This is a genomic window from Robiginitalea aurantiaca (assembly GCF_030380815.1).
GTDB classification, from domain to species: Bacteria; Bacteroidota; Bacteroidia; order Flavobacteriales; family Flavobacteriaceae; genus Robiginitalea; species Robiginitalea aurantiaca.
The window spans coordinates 19,748-35,721 of the sequence record NZ_JAUDUY010000011.1 but is presented as its reverse complement, the minus strand read 5'-3'; the positions used below and the strand labels follow the sequence as shown (position 1 = coordinate 35,721).

11 protein-coding genes are annotated in these 15,974 nt (G+C 46.5%); 5 read left to right on the top strand and 6 right to left on the bottom strand.

Annotated elements, in window-relative coordinates; genetic code table 11:
• The 4 genes from QU605_RS14010 to tsaD all read right to left on the bottom strand — a co-directional run bounded on the left by QU605_RS14010 (window position 1) and on the right by tsaD (window position 3,585).
• Window positions 1-1,101, bottom strand: a complete 1,101-nt coding sequence (locus QU605_RS14010; protein ID WP_289725949.1) for an AI-2E family transporter — start codon at window positions 1,099-1,101, stop codon at window positions 1-3.
• A gap of 6 nt (window positions 1,102-1,107) precedes the next feature.
• A complete protein-coding gene (locus QU605_RS14005) occupies window positions 1,108-1,716 on the bottom strand; it encodes a DUF4159 domain-containing protein (RefSeq protein WP_289725980.1) in 609 nt (202 codons plus the stop codon).
• Window positions 1,717-1,808: 92 nt separating this feature from the next.
• Window positions 1,809-2,516, bottom strand: coding sequence for a 16S rRNA (uracil(1498)-N(3))-methyltransferase (locus tag QU605_RS14000; RefSeq protein ID WP_289725948.1), 708 nt, complete (start codon window positions 2,514-2,516; stop codon window positions 1,809-1,811).
• A gap of 40 nt (window positions 2,517-2,556) precedes the next feature.
• On the bottom strand, window positions 2,557-3,585 hold the full coding sequence (tsaD, locus tag QU605_RS13995; protein ID WP_289725947.1) for a tRNA (adenosine(37)-N6)-threonylcarbamoyltransferase complex transferase subunit TsaD: 1,029 nt from the start codon (window positions 3,583-3,585) through the stop codon (window positions 2,557-2,559).
• 115 nt (window positions 3,586-3,700) lie between these two features.
• On the opposite strand from tsaD, the gene QU605_RS13990 reads away from it, so the two are divergent.
• The 4 genes from QU605_RS13990 (at window position 3,701) to QU605_RS13975 (ending at window position 11,191) form a co-directional block, all read left to right on the top strand.
• Window positions 3,701-8,116, top strand: a complete 4,416-nt coding sequence (locus QU605_RS13990; RefSeq protein ID WP_289725946.1) for a translocation/assembly module TamB domain-containing protein — start codon at window positions 3,701-3,703, stop codon at window positions 8,114-8,116.
• 139 nt (window positions 8,117-8,255) lie between these two features.
• Window positions 8,256-9,242 (top strand): 6-phosphofructokinase, encoded by a 987-nt coding sequence (gene pfkA / locus QU605_RS13985; protein ID WP_289725945.1) that lies wholly within the window; start codon window positions 8,256-8,258, stop codon window positions 9,240-9,242.
• A gap of 16 nt (window positions 9,243-9,258) precedes the next feature.
• Window positions 9,259-10,260: a type I glyceraldehyde-3-phosphate dehydrogenase gene (gene gap / locus QU605_RS13980; protein ID WP_289725944.1), complete on the top strand. Its 1,002-nt coding sequence runs from the start codon at window positions 9,259-9,261 to the stop codon at window positions 10,258-10,260.
• 79 nt (window positions 10,261-10,339) lie between these two features.
• Entirely contained in the window at window positions 10,340-11,191 is an 852-nt protein-coding gene (locus tag QU605_RS13975; RefSeq protein WP_289725943.1) for an N-acetylglucosamine kinase, read from the top strand.
• 73 nt (window positions 11,192-11,264) lie between these two features.
• Here the strand turns inward: QU605_RS13975 and QU605_RS13970 are convergent, their stop codons facing one another.
• On the bottom strand, window positions 11,265-11,660 hold the full coding sequence (locus QU605_RS13970; protein ID WP_289725942.1) for a RidA family protein: 396 nt from the start codon (window positions 11,658-11,660) through the stop codon (window positions 11,265-11,267).
• 15 nt (window positions 11,661-11,675) lie between these two features.
• Window positions 11,676-14,381 (bottom strand): putative LPS assembly protein LptD, encoded by a 2,706-nt coding sequence (locus tag QU605_RS13965; RefSeq protein ID WP_289725941.1) that lies wholly within the window; start codon window positions 14,379-14,381, stop codon window positions 11,676-11,678.
• A gap of 183 nt (window positions 14,382-14,564) precedes the next feature.
• Here QU605_RS13965 and QU605_RS13960 point away from each other — a divergent pair, with 183 nt between their 5' ends.
• Window positions 14,565-15,959 (top strand): N-acetylmuramoyl-L-alanine amidase family protein, encoded by a 1,395-nt coding sequence (locus QU605_RS13960; RefSeq protein WP_289725979.1) that lies wholly within the window; start codon window positions 14,565-14,567, stop codon window positions 15,957-15,959.
• The last annotated feature ends 15 nt before the right edge of the window (window positions 15,960-15,974 follow it).

Sequence of the window (15,974 nt, the reverse complement as noted above, 5' to 3'; positions counted from 1 at the left end):
CTACATGTTTTGGGTGAGCTTTTTAACAAACTTATTCTCAGAGAGAAATTCTTTTAGGATTACTTTGATTGCCGTGTATCCGGGAATGGCAATAATCATCCCGACCACGCCGAACAACATCCCGGCCATAAGGATGACCAGAAAAATTTCCAGGGGGTGTAGTTTAATCGCATTGGCGAATATCAAAGGCTGGGAAAATAAATTATCGATGAGTTGGCCAATCCCGAATCCAATAATTACCCATCCGATGTCAGGCAAAATTACGGTAGAAAAATCAGCACCCAGATGGCTGGTAATCGTTAGTATGACCATCAGCGCCAGCGCTATAAGCGGCCCCAGCCAAGGGATAATATTAAATATAGCACAGAGGAAGGCGATGACAAGGGCATTCTCCACACCTACCAGTAAAAGCGTAACGGTATAAATGATGAACAAAACCATAATCTGAGCCAATAGGCCGAGGAAATAGCGTGATAAAAGATTTTTGATTTTCCCAATTGAATTGATCAGGCGGGTTTCTTTGGAATCCGGAACAAGTGCCAGGAGGCTGTTTTGCACGAGTTTGCTGTCCTTCAGGAAGAAGAACGAAATAAAAAGTACGGAGATAAGCCCCAGGCTGAAACTACTCAGTACAGACACCAGGCCATTGAGGAGTTTGGGGATAAAATTCATTTCAATACCCTGAATAAACTCCTTTTTGAGCTCTTGCGTATCCACCATGTTATCAATGGAAAGCGGGGTTCTTCCAAAGAATTTGTTTATTTCCAATTCGATCAGCTTCAAATTTCTGGAAAATCCGTCAACATCAAGGATCGACAAGTTTTTTCCCTGCTCAACAAGCACGGGTATAAAGAGCATGATCAGCCCGACGAGCAGTCCCAGAACAAAGAGAATTACAACAAGCACGGCCAGGGTATCTGGAAATTTTAGTCTGTTTTTAAGAAACATGACAATCGGTCTTCCGATTAGTGCCACCACTATTGCAAAAAGCAGGTAGATCAACACAGTCTGAATGAGGTAAAGGAAATATCCCAGTGCTACGACACCGGCCAGGATGGCTATAGCGCGCAGGATGCCATCGGAAATGCTTTTCGAATCCATAGTACTCTACTGATTAAAGGCGTAATATAGAATATTCGAACCCATTTTAAGGGCCTTCAAACGAATTTCTTCAGGGTCATTATGAACCTCAGGATCTTCCCATCCGTCTCCGAGGTCCGACTCATAGGTGAATAGAAGCAATAGTCGGCCTTCGTGAAAATACCCAAAAGCCTGGGGTCGCTGGCCATCGTGCTCGTGGATTTTGGGAAGACCATCTGCAAATTCAAAAGGGGCTTTAAAAATGGGATGGTCGACCCCGATCTCGACCAGGTCCTTATCCGGAAAGATCTTCGGAAGTTCTTTCTCCAAATAGGGAGCCATACCGTAGTTGTCATCTATATGCAAAAACCCACCGGCCAAAAGATAGGTTCTCAGCGTGCTCGCCTCCTCATCCGAAAAGACCACATTGCCATGGCCGGTCATATGAAGAAATGGATACCTGAAAACTTCTGAACTTCCGGCTACAACAGTCTGTGGTTTTGCATCTAGGGTGGTGCCAATTTCGCTATTGCTGAATTCAATCAGGTTAGGCAATGCAGTTGGATTAGCGTACCAGTCGCCCCCGCCCTGGTACTTCAACAATCCGACCTGTTGCGCATTACCCATCAGGCTCATAAAGAGGGTTAATACGCCAATCCAGGTGAGGTGTCCCGGGGGAATGTTCAATCGGCCTGAAGCAATAGCAATTCTCATAAAAAGGGGTTTTATCAGGCGCTGTTAATAAGGTTTACGGTTGCACAAGCCACTATGGCTGCTGTCTCAGTTCTAAGGCGGCTGCGTCCCAGGGATACCGGCAAAAACCCGGCTTCATATGCGCTTTCTATTTCAGGTCTGGAAAAGTCCCCCTCCGGGCCAATGAGTATCACGATGTCCTTATCGGGGGCCACCCGTCTTTTCAGGTCAACTTTTTCGTCAGCCTCGCAATGCGCAATAAACCTGAGGTCCGGGAGGTCGCTTTGTAAAAACTCCGAAACAGGTGTTAGTTTATTGAGTTTGGGAAGATAGGTCCGCAGGCTCTGTTTCATGGCTTCCTGAATTACGCGTTGCATGCGCTCCATGGAAAGTTTGTCCCTTTCAGATCGTTTGCAGTAAATGGGTGTAATTTCCGAAACGCCTATTTCAGTAGCTTTTTCCAAAAACCATTGAAAGCGTTCAAGTCTTTTTGTAGGGGCTACGGCCAGATGGAGTTCAAACCTCGAAGGATGCGTTTTTTTGGTGTCCAGGACCCTGCCTACACATTTTTTCGGATCTGCGAGTGTGATCTCAGAAGTGAACAAATATCCTTTGCCATTGGTGATGTGAAGCAGATCTCCCTCTTTCTTTCGAAGGACTTTAACAATATGCCTGCTTTCTTCAGGCGAAAATGCAAACTGGGAAACACTGCTGTCCAGGGTAGGGTGAAAGAAGTAATTCATCAATTCGCAGTTTGGCAGTTAAATTCCTTTGGTAAAAAAGTCAGCTTCCAATTGTATACCGGGCCTTTGCCGGGGTTTTAAGGTCTGAAAAACGATTGTCAAGATACTTGAAATATCCTACAATTCCTATCATTGCGGCATTGTCCGTGCAGTACTCAAAGGGAGGAATATACGCCTTCCAGCCTCGCTCAAGTTCCGCCGTTTTGAGGGCGTTTCGAATACCCGAATTGGCCGCTACACCTCCGGCCAGGGCCACCTGGGTTATGCCATAGTCGTCTACAGCCTTGCTGAGTTTCTTCATCAGAATCTCAACGATAGTCTTTTGCAGGGAAGCACAGATATTGTCCCTTTCTTTCTCGACAAATCCAGGGTCCTTAGCGGTTTCTCTTTGAAGGAAATACAACACGCTGGTTTTAAGACCGGAAAAACTGAAATCCAGCCCATCTACTTTTGGGATGGGAAACCTGTACTTATCCGGATCGCCATCTTTGGCGTACTTATCTATCAGGGGTCCTCCGGGATATGGCAACCCAAGCAGTTTTGCACTTTTATCAAAGGCTTCGCCCACGGCATCATCAAGGGTTTCCCCTAAAACCTCCATGTCAAAGTAGTCTTTGACCAGGACAATTTGCGTATGCCCCCCGCTTATAGTCATGGCGAGAAATGGAAAGGTGGGCGGGTCCCGGTCATCATCTTTCAGAAAATGAGACAGGATATGCGCCTCCATATGATTTACTTCAATAAGTGGCACCCCCAGGCCCATTGAAAGTGATTTTGCAAATGAAGTGCCTACCAAAAGCGATCCTAATAGCCCCGGACCTCTGGTAAATGCTATGGCTGAAAGCTGTTTTTTGTCGATATTTGCCTCTGTCAGCGCCTGGTGGACCAGAGGTACGATATTTTGTTGGTGAGCCCGGGACGCCAATTCGGGTACCACACCCCCATAAGCCTCGTGAATATGCTGGGTTGCAACAATATTACTGAGTGCTTTACTGTTGTGTAGAATAGCAGCAGCTGTATCGTCGCAGGACGATTCAATGGCTAGAATATAAATATCTGTCTGTTTCACCTTAAAACGGTACGGATTTTGGTTTACAAAGGTAAAAAAACATCTTATCAGAAAATTCCGTAAAATAGTTGTTCGCATCCTGCTGGTTATACTGGTATTTTGTGTGTTGGGAACCGTGGTACTTTCATTACCTGTGGTTCAAACGCAGCTTGCCGGTTATGTGACCGAGCGGATCAACAATGACTTCGGAACAAACATCAATATAGACAGGTTGCGTATTTCACTCATCAGCTGGGATACCGCCCTTAAGGATATTTACATAGCTGATTACAAGGGAGATACATTGATCTATGTCAATGAACTAAACACCTCCATTCTCAGTCTGCGGGACCTGGCCGGGGGAAAACTCGAATTTGGGGATATTGAGATAGACCGGCTTTTTCTCAATATGAGGACCTATAAGGATGCCCCGGATACCAATCTCGGGATCTTCATTGATAAACTCGACAGCGGCAAACCCAGGGAGGAGGGAAGACCCCCTTTTTATTTTTTCGCAGAGGGATTGCAACTCTACAGCAGTCGCTTTGTTCTTCGGGATGACAATTTGGAAACCCCTGTGATCCTGGACTTTTCAGAATTGCAGGTAATCGCAGAACAGTTTACAATCGAGGGGCCGGAAGTCCGGACTCGAATTGCCGATTTTCAGGTGAAGACCTCCAGAAACGTGAATATTGAGAAATTGGCGACAGACTTCACCTATACCCGGGAACAGATGGTTTTTGATTCCCTTTACATCCGGACTCCGGAATCTGAATTAATAGGGGAGCTACGTTTCGATTACAAAAGGGAGGACCTTGCGGAATTCACCGACAAGGTACAGGTAACGGCGGGGTTCAATGAATCCACGATAGCCCTGGACGAGGTCAATCAGTTTTACGATGGCTTCGGAAAAGGCCGAAAGGCTCTGTTGTCCACCCAGGTTTCGGGAACGCTCAACAAACTCCAGTTAGACGATTTACTGCTGGTCACGGACAATACAGGGATACGGGGAAGTTTTAATTTTGAGAACCTTTTTAACCGGTCCGGACCTTTTCAGATGGATGCCCGGATCCGGGACATCACAACGAGTTATTATCAGTTAAGGGGGTTGATGCCCGAATTATTCGGCAACTCCCTGCCTGAATTCTTAAAAGGCCTTGGACAGTTCACGGTCCGCGGCCCTGCGCTGGTTACCGAAAATTCAGTGAATACCCAGGTTAATATTCAGAGTTCCCTGGGTAGCAGTTATGCGGATCTCAACCTGACGAAAATAGACGATATTGACAATGCCCAGTACACCGGGTTTGTTTCACTCATCGATTTTGATTTAGGTCGGTTTACAGGCAGTAAATCCCTTGGGAAGGCGACTTTGGATGTCAATGTGGAAGGGCAGGGATTCTCTAAAGAGCGGCTCAATACCGAGGTCATCGGCCAGGTGTACAATTTTACATTTAACGGATACGAGTATACGGACATTGCCGTTTCGGGAATACTGAAAGAGCAGCTCTTTGATGGTTCCCTCAATAGCAAGGATCCGAATTTCATCTTTAATTTCACGGGCCTGGCGGACTTTGGCAGTGAGGAGAACACCTTCAATTTTGTAGCTTCTGTGGATTACGCCGATTTGCAGCGCCTTAATTTCATAAAAGATTCTGCCTCCACCTCCATCTTTAAAGGAAGAGTGAATATGGATATCAGTGGGAATTCACTCGATGAAGTAAAAGGGGATATAAGATTCAGCAAGACCAGTTTTCAAAACAATAATGACACCTACTTTTTTGAAGATTTCAAGGTTAGTTCCAGTTTAAGCCCGGATTCGGTGCACTCCATCACCATTAATTCCCCTGACATTATTACGGGATATGTAAGTGGGAAGTTTCGGATTGGAGAGCTTGGAAAATTGTTTAAAAACTCCATTGGGGGCATTTATACCAATTACCAGGCAGATAGCATTTCGCCAGGTCAGAAACTGGACTTCAATTTCCGTATCTACAATAAAATTGTCGAGGTGTTTTTTCCCGAAGTTTCCTTTGAGGCCAATACATTTGTTCGGGGCGAAATTGTCGCAGACGAAAATGAGTTTAAATTAAATTTTAAATCCCCGGGAATTGCCGCCTACGGCAATGAAATGGACACCATTGACATACGGATCGATAATAAGAACCCCCTGTTTAATACCTATATTTCTGTAGCGGATATCTCGACGGTATACTATGATTTAAAGGACTTTGAACTGATCAACACAAGGTTGGCTGACACCCTATTCTTCCGAACTGAATTCAAGGGCGGGAGCCAGTATAACGACCGGTACAGCCTGAATTTTTACCACACCTTTGCTGATGGCAATAAATCCGTTATTGGACTTAAGCGCTCCGATATCAGTTTTAAAGGCAATACCTGGGTGCTGAATAAGGATGGGAATTCAAGGAACAAAGTGATTGTGAGTCAGGGGCTGGACAGTATCGATATTCGCGAAATTGTCATGATCAATGAAGAGCGGGAGGAGATCCTACTCAAAGGACAGCTGGCCGATTCAACCTATAAAGACCTGGAACTTCGGTTTAAAATTGTTTCATTAAGCAAAATCACACCGGACCTGAATGGTTTTGATCTCAAAGGCGAAGTAAACGGTGTTTTAAACGTATTGCAGGAGGATGATGTCTACCTGCCCATCGGAAATTTGAATATTTCCGATTTTAAAATAAATGATGAAGTTCAGGGGGATTTGGATATCGGAATCGTTGGGAACCGGGACCTTACTGAATTCTCAGTCAATACGCGGATCACGGATCAGGGGAGGGATAAGTTCAGTCTGATCGGGAATATTTTCAATACCTCAGATTACCCCACAGCCCAATTGACAGCGAATTTGCAGGGTTTTTCCCTCTCGCCCTTTAACCGGCTCGCCGAAGGGGTCCTGGGCGATATACGCGGTACCGTAAATGGAACTGCAAGAATTGAAGGCGATATTCGGAACCCCTCTATTAGCGGGTTGCTGGATATTCAGGATGGCGGGCTTGGGATTCCGTACCTGAATGTAGATTATGAGCTCAGTCCGAATTCAGGGGTACGCCTGTTCGATCAGACGTTTCAATTCGAAGGGGTTACTTTAACGGATACCTTCGCCGGGACTCAGGCAGACCTTGGAGGGACCATCAGTCATTCCGGATTTAAGGACTGGCAACTGAATCTCGACCTGGGAAGTAAAGGAGAACGGCTTCTGATACTCAACACAGAATACGACGAAGACGAATTGTATTTCGGAACCGCTTTTGTGAGGGGTAACGGGCGGATTTACGGTCCTACTTCCGGATTGAATATAGAATTTACCGGGGCGTCAGCACGCGGGACGACCCTTAAAATCCCGATCAGCGATGTCGCTTCCGTCGGGGATTATTCCTTTATCACCTTTATCGAGAAAAAAGATCAGGAAGATCTCGAGAATGGCGTATTGTCCAAGGACTACCGGGGCCTGGAGCTCGAATTTGACCTGGATGTCACCCCTGATGCCGAGGTTGAAATCGTGGTGGACCAGAAAACGGGGAGCTCGTTAAAAGGGACCGGAGCGGGTTTGATTTTTATGAACATCAATACCAATGGTAAGTTCAATATGTGGGGGGATTTTGTCGTAGTTACCGGGCAGTATCGCCTTAAATACGCAGGCCTGATCGATAAGACATTCAGTGTTAGGCCAGGGGGTACCATTAACTGGGATGGTGAACCCCTGGAAGCCCTTTTGGATATGGAAGCCATTTATGAATTAAATGCAAATCCCGCCCCTCTACTTGAAAATTCCGGGTACACACGCAGGATACCCACAGAGGTTGTCGTGCGATTAACGGACCAACTCGAAAAACCTACCGTGGGTTTTGACATCCAGTTTCCTGGAACGAGTTCTATTGTCAAGAGCGAGCTGGAATACCGGCTTCAGGATCCTACGGTAGAAGAGCGCAATGCCCTTTTCTTGCTGGCTCAGGGGACTTTTGTAAACGAGCGCTCAGGCCTGAATCAACAGGCTATGGCGGGCAATATCTATCAGACGGCTTCCAATTTATTCTCCAAGGCCCTGGGTTCGGATGGAGACGTAATCAACTGGGGACTCTCTTATGAGAGTGGGTATCAGGACCCCAATGCCGATATTATTACCGAGGATCGTATCGGAGTTACCGTTTCGACCAAAATAAGTGACCGGGTTTTGTTTAACGGAAGATTAGGGGTGCCGGTAGGCGGTGTTCAGGAAAGCAATGTGGCAGGTGATGCCGAAGTCCAGGTCATTCTCAATGAGGAAGGTACTTTTAGTGCCCGTATATTTAACCGGCAGAATGAAATGCAGCAATTCGTTACAGACCGTCAGGGTTATACACAGGGGGTAGGGCTCTCCTACAATCTGGATTTCAACAATGTTCGTGAAATATTCCAGAATGTATTCAAAAAACAGGAGCCGGAAGAGGCCGAATCGGACAGTGTGAACCTCCAAAATCAAAAGATTGATCCCGTAGTTCAGGATACTTTGATCAATTTTTATTCAAAAACCGGAACCCCAAAAGGTTAAACACCGTTCACTTCCCGGACCGGTTGTACTCCCACACCGCTGATACGCAAACGATTTCGTTTTAAAATGCCCTGTTTTCGGGAGAATCCATTCCTTTTTTAAGCGTAAGTTTATTACTTTTGACGATTGATATTTCTGCATGCAAAACCCAATAAAAAAACTTGCTGTACTGACTTCAGGAGGAGATTCTCCAGGTATGAATGCAGCTGTGCGCGCCGTGGTGCGTACCTGTGCATTTATGGAAATCGAATGTATGGCTATTTACAGAGGCTATGAGGGAATGATCGAAGGCGATTTCGTTCCTTTTAACGCCCGAAGTGTCAATAACATTATCAACAAGGGAGGTACCATTCTGAAGTCGGCCCGCTGCGAAGAATTCAGAACACCTGAAGGTCGCCAGAAAGCTTATGATCAGTTGAAGGCCGCCGGTATTGATTGTTTTGTAGTTATTGGAGGTGATGGGAGTTTCCGCGGCGCGAGTATCTTTTACAAAGAATTCGGTATTCCCGTGATCGGTATTCCCGGTACTATTGACAATGACATTTTTGGCACCCAGTTTACCCTCGGCTTCGACACAGCACTCAATACGGTCGTGGAAGCCATTGACAAAATTCGGGATACGGCCAGTTCGCATAGCCGTCTCTTCTTTGTTGAGGTCATGGGCCGGGACGTAGGGCACATCGCATTGAACGCGGGAGTGGCTGCCGGAGCAGAGGAAACCCTGATCCCCGAACAGAATCTAGGACTTGAGCGTTTACTCGATTCCCTGAAGCGCAGTAAAAAGAGCGGAAAATCCTCAAGTATCGTGGTGGTAGCCGAGGGGGACAAAACCGGAAAAAATGTTTTTGAGCTCAAGGAGTACGTCGAGAAGAATTTACCCATTTACGATGTGCGGGTTTCCGTCTTGGGGCATATACAAAGAGGGGGGTCACCTACCGCTTTTGATCGGGTCCTGGCTTCGCGCATGGGTGTAAAGGCAGTTGAGAGCCTCCTTGAAGGTAAGGCCAATCTGATGGTGGGGATTGTCGCCAACGAAATGGTATTGACACCCATTGATGACGCAGTAAAAGGACACACAAAAATTGACCGGGAACTCATACGCGTTTCCGATATAATGACGATTTAACTTAAAACACACTAAAATGGCATCATTGCGATTAGGAATTAATGGATTTGGACGCATCGGACGGTTGGTTTTACGGGCTTCCGTAGAACGGGACAACGTGGATGTAGTAGCGATAAATGACCTGCTGGATGTGGAACATCTGGCCTATATGTTAAAGTACGACTCCGTGCATGGACGTTTTAACGGAAGCGTTTCTGTGAAAGATGGTCATCTTATTATCAATGGTAAAATGGTACGGGTAACGGCAGAGCGGGACCCAAAAGCGATTAAATGGGACGAGGCTGGCGTTGATATCGTCGCCGAGTGCACGGGTATCTTTACAAAACTCGAAACGGCACAGTACCATATCGATGGGGGTGCCAAGAAAGTTGTTATTTCTGCTCCTTCCGCAGATGCACCTATGTTTGTGATGGGTGTAAACCATATGGATGCCAAAGCTTCTGACACGATTGTTTCAAACGCCAGTTGTACTACAAACTGCCTGGCTCCTGTGGCCAAGGTGCTCAACGATACATTTGGTATTGATGAAGGACTGATGACAACGGTTCACGCCACCACAGCCACCCAGCTAACTGTAGACGGTCCTTCCAGAAAAGACTATCGCGGAGGGCGCAGTGCTCTTCTGAACATTATCCCTGCATCCACTGGTGCGGCCAAAGCCGTAACCAAGGTGATTCCCGCCCTGGTTGGTAAACTGACCGGAATGGCATTCAGAGTCCCTACGGCGGATGTTTCGGTTGTGGATCTCACGGTTCGACTTGAGAAGGAGACGAGCTACGAGGAAATCAAAAAAGTCTTTAAAGAAGCCTCCGAGGGATCGCTTAAAGGCATTTTAGGATATACGGAAGAATCTGTGGTTTCACAGGATTTTGTAGGAGATAGCCGTACCAGTATTTTCGATGCCGGGGCTGGTATTGAATTGAATTCCAAATTTTTCAAGATTATATCTTGGTACGATAATGAAGCTGGGTATTCCCATAAACTCGTTGACCTGGCACAACACGTACACAGTTTATAATTTATTTTAGAATCAAATTAAACGGAAGGATCTTTCAACACACATCTTTTGAAGGATCCTTTTTTAATTCATTAATCGTATGGTACTCATTGTAGACAGCGGAGCCACAAAGGCAGATTGGATCGCCCTGGGTCCGAAAGGGGAACAGATTTTTATGACCCAGACCCTTGGTCTGAGCCCTGAGGTCTTGACGCGCGAGGTCATCGAGGAGCGCCTTGCCAATAATTTTGAACTCGCCAAAAGCAGCTCCAAAGTGGAGCGCCTCTATTTCTATGGTGCAGGGTGCGGTACGGCAAGGATGCGCAAATTCCTGAAGAACATTTTCAGGCAGTTTTTCCCCAAAGCCAAGATTCAGGTCAAAGAGGATACCTATGCCGCTATTTACTCGACTACCAAAATAGGACATGCAGGGATTGTATGCATCCTGGGTACGGGTTCCAACTGCAGTTATTACGACGGGCACCAGATGTTTCAGAAGGTGACTTCCCTGGGGTACATACTGATGGATGACGGGAGTGGGAATTTTTTCGGTCGAAAACTGGTTCGGGATTATTACTACCACAAAATGCCCCAGGACCTCAGTATCGAATTCGACAAGGAGTACAACCTCGATGCCGATGTCATTAAAGAAAACCTGTATAAGAAACCCAATCCAAATACCTATCTGGCCACATTTGCCCGTTTTATTGTGGAGCACAAAGAGCACCCTTACTGTAAGGGCGTTATTGACAAAGGGTTCCAACAATTTGTCAATAATCACGTAATGCAATTTGAATTGGCCACCAAAGTGCCCATCCACTTCGTGGGGAGTATCGCGTATTATCTGCGGGAAGAATTAACAGAGGTGATTCAACGCAACGATATGGTCCTTGGGGTCATCCGTCAGCGTCCGATCGAAGGTTTGGTCGAATTCCACAAAGACACCATTTAGAAAGAACACCCTTGAGTGAGGCTGCTAAGGGCGAACCAGAGGCCTTTGCATGGTGGAGGGGACCTTCTGCGTTTTACCGATCTGAATCCCCGAGATAGGCAATTACCGATATCTCGACATTGACATACTTCGGAAGGTTGGCTACTTCCACGGTTTCTCTGGCAGGGGCGGAATCTGCATCAAAATAAGCTCCATAGACTTCATTTATCCGGGCAAATTGTCCCATATCTGCTACGAATATGCTGCTTTTTACTACGTGGGAGAAATCGGCCCCCGCAGCCTTTAAAACGGCATCCAAATTCCTCATAACCAATTCTGTTTCCGCTTCTATGGATCCCTTAAGCAGTTCCCCCGTTTCCGGATTCAGTGCGATCTGGCCCGAAACATAGAGCGTCTTTCCGGCAAGTACCGCCTGGTTGTAAGGGCCAATGGGGGCTGGGGCCTTTTCGGTTTTGATGATTTTTTTCATGAGTTAAATTAGGTGTTAACGGATATTTGAGGGTTGGCTGCGGTTCTCCCATTTGAGATCTTTCAAAAGATTGGCCTTGATCCCGATAAAAAAGTACCAGCGTTCAAAATCTCCAAAGGGCGTCCAGTCAAACTTCAAATGAAAACTATTCAGGTCGCGTTCAAACTGGAACTGTGTTAATGTAAACCCTTTATTTACAAAGTCGTACCCCGAGGAAAGCCCGACACGCCATTTGGGGGTCAACTCCACATTTCCTCGGAACATAAGGGAATTATTTGTTATGGAACCCTGTCGCGCACTGTTGTTATAGGTGACGGCATACTGCAGGCTCAAATTCCATGGGATTTTTGTTCCAAAAATGGGGTTTTCAACGGAAGCAGGATCTCTCCCCTCGAAAGCACTGCGATTGAAATTATCCGCAGCTCCAAAAAGTTCGTCCGTCCTACCGCCACTGGAAGCGACGTAATTATTTCCACTGTAGGGATCAAATTCCTCTTCTTCTTCCTCTTCTTCGGGATCTTTTTGGAAATCCCTGCTGCTCAGGGTGTATCCGATATTGGCCCGGGCACTGGTAATCCTGACGAGTCCACCTCCCGCATCGATGTTCAGGGTATTGATCCGCCTTCCTGTATTATCGATAGCGTATGGGTCCATACTCGCCCCAAAATTAACATTGATCTTGTTATCCATAAAGGTCGTTCCCCCTGTCAGATTAATAGGGCTCAGCCGAAGGGAATCCGCCTCGAGGTTATAACTTGCGTTAAGGTTAAAACTGTTGAGTAAAAAGACCTTCTTAGGCTCCAAAGCTGTACTGTCCTTATCCCTTACTTTGGCTTCCAGGGTGTTTGCCAGGCCAAAACTAAACGCATTGGAGCGCCCCTGGCTCGGGGTGCCATAAGGAGTGTTTTGAAATCGCGTAAAACTGGAAACTGACCCCGTCGATTCGTTCACCACCTCGTCGTAATACTGATCAAAGGAAGGGGCATACCCGTAAGTGACGTTTGGCCTCATGATATGCCTTAGGGCCTGGATTTTTTTGTCTTCCCCAAAATCGAAGGTCCCGTAAACCGTGGTGCCCAGGCCAGCGCTCAGGCTGTACTGGTTAAAACGGTCAAATCCGGAAATGGTATCCCTCACTACGGTCTCTGTCTCCGGGTCATATCGCTGAGGATAGGTCTCCCAGGTCCAAACGTCCCGATAGGTACCTCCGGCGGAAACACTGAGGTACTTTGCAATCTTGAAATTCGTGGCGATTGGGATTTGATGTTCGGCTCCAAGCCGCCCATTTTCGAACATTTCTCCGGTCAGGAATTTATCCGTAGTGGTCCGGATCCCATACCGGCCATTCAGGTTGTACTGTAAATTGATATTCTGTATTGCCCCCTTTTTTATCCCGTCCCTTTTGGCCAGTGGAAAAATCCGGTCCATACTTGCCTGCAGGGTGGGAAGTGTAAGATCCACCACATCGGTATTCGTATTCTGGTTATGTGTGGCAGTCAAACTGAAATTGACGGAAGGATAGGTTGGAAATGTCCTTGAATACGAAATAGATGAAGACAGGTTATTGACCTGGGTATTGGGCAGGTTTTGTTGAATAAGTGAATTCCTGTAGTACTGGCTACTTCCCAGGTTTACCGATGCGGAAAGACGTGAATTCGGATTCGCCTTGGCATCCTGCGTATGGGATATCTGGATATTGTAGATGGCCGACCTTGAATAATCATCAAAACCTTTCTGACTGGTCACCAGATTTTCGTATCGGAAATTGAAATTCCCCCTGTAGCGGTAGCGTTTCGCATAAACGGACTGCGCCCGTATCCCATAACTTCCATTACTGTACAGATCCCCGGTTACCGTTAGGTCCACATAATCATTCACCGGGAGGTAATATCCCCCATTTTGCATAAAGAACCCGCGGTCCGGATCCATTCCAAAAGTAGGCATCAGAATACCAGCTGTTCTCCCGGACGACAGCGGGAAATATGCAAATGGCAGGGCAATCGGGGTAGGAACGTCCACGATATAAAGGTTGGAAAAACCTGCGATCACCTTTTTGTTTGGGACAAACTTCGCCTTGCGAACCCTGATGTAATAATCCGGGTCAATGGTATCTTTGGAGGTGGTCAACTTCCCCTCACTTAAGTAATAAACCGAATCATTTTCTTTTTTTGTGCGTTCAGCATACACTTTCATCGCCTCGCTTCCCAACTGGCCTAACCCCGCTTGCTGTTCAGAACGGGAATTCCATATAATAGCCTTTTCGGTATCGAAATTAAATCGGATGGAGTCTGGGATCACTTCATTGGAGCCCTGTTTAAAATAGGGCAACTGGGTATAATTCCCCAGGGAATCTTTGATGCGTCCGGCGTAAACCTCGTTATTGATGTAATCAAGGACGATGACACCCGCTTTGAGTTCTGTGTCCTGATAATAGATTTCAGCCTCGTCGTAGAGGTAAATTTTCTTATCCTTTTGACTAATGCGCACATAATCCTTGGCCGTATACCGGACCTTATCAAGAAGGGCACTCTCTGAAGTCTGAACGGTATCCGTCCCTACAGAATCGATGTTTCTGAGCAGATACGTGAGATCCGGAGCCTTTAAAGTATCGCCTACAGCTTTGATCGGAAGTGGCTTGACCAAATCTTCCTGAGCGGACAATCCCCCGATGGCCATCAACACCAAACCCAGGAAAAGTCCCAGATGTATCTTTGATTGCAAAGCGATAAGTTCTATTTTTGTAGTGAGTTCGCTTGAAATTCAGTGGTCAAACTTACATATTTTTCCTTCTGCAAGGCGTACCTTTAGGTAATTTTAACCCGCATAGAATTGAAGACTCAACACACCATAACGGGCTTTTACGCATTTCTGGCAACCCTAAGTATCTTTTTCAGCTCAAATACGCTGAAGGCACAGGCTGCCCTTGGGGACCCGGCAGGGGATATTCCCTTTACGGTTGTACTGGACGCCGGACATGGCGGTCATGACCCGGGAAACCTCGGTAATGGCTTCCTTGAAAAAAACATTGCCCTTAGTATTGTACTACAGGCTGGAAAGGCGCTTGAAGCGGATGGCAATGTAAAGGTGATCTATACCCGGGATGATGACACTTTTGTGGATTTATACAAAAGAGGGGAAATCGCCAACAAGGCCCAGGCCGACCTCTTTGTTTCGGTCCATTGTGATTCGCATAACTCCAATGCCAATGGTGCAGGGACTTTTGTCCTTGGTTTACATGCCAATAAACAAAACTTCGAAGTGGCCAAAAAGGAAAACTCGGTAATTTACCTGGAGGATAATTACGAATCCCGGTATGCCGATTACGATATTAGTTCTCCGGAATCGGTGATCGGCCTTACCATCATGCAGGAGGAGTTTCTGGATCAGAGTATCTTATTGGGTAAGTTGATGCAGGATCGATTTACGGGAAATTTAAAGCGAAAGGACAGGAAAGTAAAACAGGCGGGGTTCATTGTGTTGCATCAGACCTTTATGCCAAGTGTTCTTATTGAAACCGGGTTTTTGACCAATCGGGATGAAGGCCAGTATCTCAATTCCAAAAAGGGTCAGCAGGATATGGGTCAGGCCATTGCGAATGCGATTCTGGAATATCGAAATACCATACGCTCAAACAGTACAACGCTGAATGCCAGCTCAGGAATGTCGGCCGCGGATGCAGAGGATACCAATGAATCCACCGAAGTGGTAAGCGTGGTCCCTGCCCTGAAAAAAACGGAGGAGCCGGAAGTAGACACGCCACCTGTTTCCGAAAAGTCCGTTGAGGTTGCGGCAGATGAGATAAAGCAGGCCCAGGTTAAAGGAGAAGGTGCCCAGGCTGGGCAAGCAGCCGTTACGGCAGGGGTTGCAGCCGGCACCCCTGACACGGAAAAGAGCAATGGGAAGGATATTACGAGTATTGACGAAAAGGAATCCGGGGCCAAAGCAATAATTGCAGAAGATCCTATAGAGGAGAAGAATGTCGCTTCGGAGGTATCCGAAAAAAAGGATATCCAACCGGCAGTTTCAGATAAGCCTGAGGTGCTCTTTAAGGTTCAGTTAATGGCCGTCAGTAAAGATATGGCCCTTACACCATCCAATTTCAAAGGGCTCAACACCTTGTCAAAGGAGCCGGTCAATAATATGTATCGGATCCTTTACGGCAGTACTACTTCTTATGAACAGGCGAAGGTGTTGCAGGCGGGTGCAATAAAAAAGGGATATACGCAGGCCTATATTGTAGCCTATAAGGATGGAGAACGCATCCCTGTTGATAAGGCTGTGAAGTACCTTTCGAATTGATCGGGGAGGGTAATT